The sequence below is a fragment of the bacterium genome, assembly GCA_029210545.1.
Classification (GTDB): domain Bacteria; phylum BMS3Abin14; class BMS3Abin14; order BMS3Abin14; family BMS3Abin14; genus JARGFV01.
This window is the reverse complement of sequence record JARGFV010000161.1, coordinates 1-4,688: the sequence shown is the minus strand read 5'-3', so window position 1 is coordinate 4,688 and position 4,688 is coordinate 1. Positions and strand designations below refer to the sequence as shown.

4 protein-coding genes are annotated in these 4,688 nt (G+C 55.3%); all 4 read left to right on the top strand.

The genetic code is table 11. The features are described from left to right. The first annotated feature begins 146 nt into the window (after nucleotides 1-146). The 4 genes from P1S46_11675 to P1S46_11660 all read left to right on the top strand — a co-directional run bounded on the left by P1S46_11675 (nucleotide 147) and on the right by P1S46_11660 (nucleotide 4,395). Nucleotides 147-914, top strand: coding sequence for an IS630 family transposase (locus tag P1S46_11675; protein ID MDF1537132.1), 768 nt, complete (start codon nucleotides 147-149; stop codon nucleotides 912-914). A gap of 373 nt (nucleotides 915-1,287) precedes the next feature. Beyond that, nucleotides 1,288-1,587: a hypothetical protein gene (locus P1S46_11670; GenBank protein MDF1537131.1), complete on the top strand. Its 300-nt coding sequence runs from the start codon at nucleotides 1,288-1,290 to the stop codon at nucleotides 1,585-1,587. A gap of 129 nt (nucleotides 1,588-1,716) precedes the next feature. Continuing rightward, entirely contained in the window at nucleotides 1,717-2,040 is a 324-nt protein-coding gene (locus P1S46_11665; GenBank protein ID MDF1537130.1) for a rhodanese-like domain-containing protein, read from the top strand. Nucleotides 2,041-2,079: 39 nt separating this feature from the next. Continuing rightward, nucleotides 2,080-4,395, top strand: coding sequence for a methyl-accepting chemotaxis protein (locus tag P1S46_11660; protein MDF1537129.1), 2,316 nt, complete (start codon nucleotides 2,080-2,082; stop codon nucleotides 4,393-4,395). Nucleotides 4,396-4,688: the final 293 nt, after the last annotated feature.

Sequence of the window (4,688 nt, the reverse complement as noted above, 5' to 3'; positions counted from 1 at the left end):
TTGACCTTGTTCCCGTTCCGTTTTACCCTTTTTCATGAAGCGGCTCCTTTCGTGAGAGAAATGGTTTGGCTTGCACCTTCCATTCCTCCATTAAGAGGGCCGGTTCGTCAAATTTCAACTACAAATAGCACACCGCCTTCAACGATATTCAACAGGAGGTTCTTGCCAGGGGGATTGTCGCCCAGATCAGCGGAAGCACCTTGTGGCGTTGGTTGCACTCGGATGCCATTCGTCCCTGGTATTATCGAAGCTGGATCTTTCCCCGCGATCCGGCTTTTGCAGAAAAGGCCATACCGGTTCTGGACCTCTATGAGGGTCTTTGGGAAGGGAAGCCTCTGGGTAAGGGAGACTACGTCCTGTCGGCTGATGAGAAAATCAGTATCCAGGCCCGAAGCCGCAGGCATCCCACCCTTGTACCTAGCCCCGGGAAACCCGGAAAGGTCGAACATGAATATCGGCGCGAGGGTGCCTTGAACTATCTGGCCGCCTGGGATGTTCATCGTGGAAAAGTTTTCGGTCGCGCGGTAGCAAAGACCGGGATCAAGCCCTTCATGCGTTTGGTGGATCAAGTCATGAACCAGGAACCCTATCGGTCCGCGTCCAGGGTCTTTTGGATCGTTGACAATGGCTCTTCTCATCGGGGTCAGACCTCTATCAAAAGACTTCAAAAAGCATGGCCTCAAGCCGTAATGGTCCACCTGCCTGTTCACGCCAGTTGGTTAAATCAAATTGAAATATATTTTTCCATCGTTCAGCGAAAAGTACTCACACCCAACTATTTTGAATCGTTAGCTGATCTCGAAGACTGCCTGGTTAAATTTCAAGATTATTATGAGAAACTGGCTAAGCCGTTTAAATGGAAATTCACACGCCAAGATCTAGCCACTCTCATGAAAAAATTAGCTCAACATTGATAGAGTCGCAAAAAGTCCAATCCGGGACTTTTCGCTCCACGGAAAGGGAAAAGCGTCGTTTTCCCTTTCCTTACAAATCAATGACTTACAGTGTGAGTCATTGATTTGGGCGCCCCACGCGGGGTGCGTTGATGGACTTTTTGCGAGTCCATCAACATTCTACAACACAAAGAATAGCAGCTTAGCGAAATTAACCACGGAATACGTCACCGAAATTAAGAACTAGAGCACTTAGTCTTGTTAGGGAGCCGCTGCACCTGATATTTCCAACACGGAGGTTGAGAGAATTACTTGCTACCTTGTAACAATTGTTCCTAACAGACGGGAGATCGACCCGACATAGCCGGGCAATTCCCACAGAGAAGGGAGTGCAATGAGACAGCTAACAGTAACAATGACAGCTATCCTGGCTCTTTTGCTCGCTACGGCTCCAGGCTTTGCGGCCGTGGAGTTCGAACCCGGCATTGCCCTCGTGGACACCGCCGGGCTTAAAGCCATGATGGACGCCGGCGAGGAGATGCTCCTCATCAACACCCTGTCCCCCATCGAGATCAGGGACAAATCGATACCCGGGTCTGTGGGGATGCCTTACGAATTTATCAAGGACGGGAAGACAAATCTGCCCGCCGACAAAGGGGTGAAACTGGTCTTTTACTGCAAAGGACCCAAGTGAACCAAGTCCCCCCAGGCGGCCAGGCTGGCCGTCGAGCAGGGCTACACCAACGTATACCTTTATTCGGAAGGGTTATCGGGATGGGGCAAGGCGGGCTACAGCTTCGAGGTCAAGGAAGCCCTGCCCAGGATGCGCGTGAATCTGATCAAACCGGACGAACTGGAAAAAACCCTCGAGGCCGACCCGACATTCCTCATTATCGACATAAGGGATGACGATGTTTACAGCGCCATGAGGCTCCCCTATGAGAACGTCCTGCACCTCCCTCTGGCCTATCTCGAAGAGAAGCTGAGCGAGATCCCGGAAGGCAAGAAACTGATCATCGCCTGTCACTACGGCAAACAGTCGATCACAGCAGTTCCCTACCTGTCGAGTAAGGGGTACGATGTCCAGGGATGTCTGGATGGCGGGATCATGGGCTGGCAGAAAGCCGGAAAACCGGTCCGGAATTAGGGACGGTGCCAAGCTCCTTTCACTCATGGTGAGGAAAACATGTTCAACCTGAAACGCAAAGCGCGATTGACCCTTCGCCGTAAACTCATGCTGGGCTTCGGGATCAACATCCTGCTGGTCGCTGCCATGGTGGCTTCCAGCATCATGATCACCGGCGGGATGACGGAAAGCCTCGAAACGATCCGGGACGAGGCGTTCCCCCAGGCCCTTGCCAGCCTGGACATCGAAAGCTCCATCAACCTCATCGTCCTTGGCATCGAAGCATCCACCGAGTCGGGAACCCAGACCTTTATCGATGACGCCGAGGATGTCCAGGCTGGCCTCACCCGGCGTATCGAAGAGCTCAAAACCCTCATGGTTGACCGAACGAAAACCGTCCGCTCACTGGAGATATTAAGCAGCGAGGTGCAGGAACTTTTCAAGACCGGGGAGGATCTCTACCTGGCCTCCCTTTACATGGAGTACGACCGTATTGCCGCTCTTACCGAGCAGTTCAGCACCCGAAAAGTCAATCTCCTCGCCCAGGTTGCCACCCTCAAGGAGGATGGAGTCCTGAAGTTGGAGGTGGCCATCGGCGACATCAGCGCTCGTGGCTCGGGCACAACGCGTTTTGCTCTTATACTGGGCTCGGTGGCCATCGTGCTGGGTGTCGCCGTCGTGATTATCCTCAGTTTTTCCATTATGAAGCCGATCAACAGCCTGGTGGAGCTCATGAGGCAGGCCGAGAACGGGGACTTTACGGTGCGCTACGCCAACGCAGACCTTCTCAAATGCTGGGAGGAACTGGATTGCGGAAAACCGGATTGCCCCGCCTACGGGTCGGTGGACCTGCGGTGCTGGCAGATCACCGGTACCCATTGCGATCACGGGTCCGACGGATCGGATAGTGACGCCAAAGGGTGCGAAACGTGTCCTGTTTACAGCAAGGCATCCGGGGACGAATTTTCCGCCATCGGTGAGGCGTTCAACAACATGATGGCCGGCTTCGTGAACCTCCTCAATCTTGTGCGGCAGGCCGCTTCAGAGGTCAAGGGTGCCTCGAAAAGCCTCCTCGAGCTTTCCGAAGATCTGCGGGTCGGTTCGGACCAGCAAGCCAATTCCGTGGATGAGGTCACCGCCTCGGTGGAGCAGATGAACTCCACCATTCGCAACGTGGCCGAGAACGTGGAAAGCTACTACGCGACTACAGAGGAGAGCAACACCTCCATCCTGGAAATGACGGCCTCCATCGAGGAGGTGGCCGACAGCGCTGAGCAGCTTACCGGGATCGTGGAAAGGACCGGCGGTCTTCTGGACGAACTCACTGCATCGATCAGGCAGGTGGCTCAACATTCCGGAAGCCTTTCCATCCAGGTGGAGCGGTCCTCCACAGCCCTCATGGAGATCGACTCCTCCATCAAGGAAGTGGCTGAAGGGGCCAAGGGCTCCAGCCAGCTCGCCTCCCTGGTGACCGACCGGCTCATGAAGGAAGGTACCCCGGCAGTCAAGCGCACATCCGACTCCATCATTGAAGTCAGGGCGATCGTGACCGACGCTGCCGAAGTCATCCGTGAACTGGGCGAGCGTTCCAGAGACATCGGACGCATTCTCCAGGTCATCGACGAGGTCTCCGACCAGACACGGCTCCTGGCCCTCAACGCCGCTATCCTGGCCGCACAGTCAGGCGCCCAGGGCAGGGCCTTTTCCGTGGTGGCCGAGGAGATCCGGGCCCTTTCGGACCGGACCAGTTCCTCCACCCAGGAGATCACACAGATCCTCGGCAGCATACCCGTCCAGGTAGAAGAGGTGACCCAGGCCATCCGGAAGGGTACCGAGAAGGTTGACGAGGGTGTGACTCTCATCGGCGAGGTCCAGGAGGTGATCGAAGTGGTTGCCGAAGCTGCAGGAAAGTCGGCCGAAGCTTCCAACATGATCATGACCGCCACCGGTGAACAGGCGGACGGGATACGGCAGGCTGCCGAACTGGAACAGAGTATCGCCCTGATGTCCAAAGAGATCGCGGAAGCCACCAGCTACCAGGCCCAAAGCTGCGAACAGATCATGGCGTCGGCCGAACAGATGAAAGCCTACGCCGGGCAGGTCAAGCGGGCTACGGAAGAGCAGGCAACGGGGACCAGGCTTATCGGCCACTCCAGCAGCGAGTCGATGAAGATGGCCAAGAGCATCACAGATGCCACCAAGGAAGAGGCCCGCGGCAGTGAACTCATCGTCAAATCTATCGAAAAGGTAAGCTCCGCTACCATCCGCAACATGGAAGTTTTCGCACAACTCGGAGAGGTTGTGGCCTCCCTGGCCGAACACAGCCACCTGCTCCAGGAGGAGATGGACAGGTTCAAGGTGAACGGGAGAGGCTGAATTACCAGCCACCGGCCAGTAATCAGTAGCCAGTAGCCAGTAGCCAGTAGCCAGAAAAAACTGAACACAGAAAAGCCGGCGTTGCCGGCTTTTCTTTTTTCCAGGTTCAAGTACAGATTACCGATTACAGAATACGGAGTAATTCTATCTATTCCCCCTCGACCCCTGGTGATAGACGACATCGTAGGTGAACCTCTTCCTGCCGTGGGCAGGCAACTCCAGCTCGTACTGAACAGTGTCGGCGTCAACTTTCTCATAGCGGCCCGAATCGCCGCTGTTTTCCAGTTCCCAGG

Excerpts from the sequence above, each read along its gene's own strand:
- P1S46_11660 (MDF1537129.1), top strand. The coding sequence starts at position 2,080 with ATGTTCAACCTGAAACGCAAAGCGCGATTGACCCTTCGCCGTAAACTC.
- P1S46_11665 (MDF1537130.1), top strand. The coding sequence starts at position 1,717 with ATGCGCGTGAATCTGATCAAACCGGACGAACTGGAAAAAACCCTCGAG.
- P1S46_11670 (MDF1537131.1), top strand. The coding sequence starts at position 1,288 with ATGAGACAGCTAACAGTAACAATGACAGCTATCCTGGCTCTTTTGCTC.